Source organism: Yeguia hominis (genome assembly GCF_014384705.1).
GTDB lineage: Bacteria > Bacillota > Clostridia > Oscillospirales > Acutalibacteraceae > Yeguia > Yeguia hominis.
On sequence record NZ_JACRSN010000072.1, the window covers coordinates 1 to 511 of the forward strand.

1 pseudogene is annotated in these 511 nt (G+C 40.5%); it reads right to left on the reverse strand.

Going from position 1 to position 511, the window contains the following annotated elements:
* Positions 1–511, reverse strand: a pseudogene (locus tag IAG03_RS14160) (tetracycline resistance ribosomal protection protein Tet(32)); the annotation flags it as partial.

The following is a 511-nucleotide window of genomic DNA, read 5'->3' on the forward strand; positions in this document are numbered from 1 at the left end:
GCTTTTCTAAGCGGTCTTTCCATATATATAACAGTAGGCTCTTTTATTTCTGCCTCCACATGATATTTTTCCTCAAGGATGGCACAAATGACTTCCATCTGCACTTTCCCCAAAAAAGATAACATAATCTCATGTGTAACAGTATCAATGTCAAAATGCAAAAGAGGGTCTGTATCAGCAATCTCTGCGAGGGCATTTAACAGGGCTTCCCTTTGCTCCGGCTTTTGCGGCTCTACCGTTGTCCGAAGTAATGGCATGGGATTATCAATCCATGTTTTGTGAGGCAGGAGTTTTTCATTTCCCAGAATGTCGTTCAGTTTCAAAGTATCATCAGCTAAAATAACAATTTCTCCCGGACAGGCATGGTCAGCCGGGACGATTTCACCATTTGACGGAACACACATCTCTGTGATTTTTATTTTCTCTTTTTCAGATATTCTAATAACATCCCTCAAATGCAATGTTCCGCTATATATACGCACATAAACAAAACGCCGCCTTTTCTCTGAAT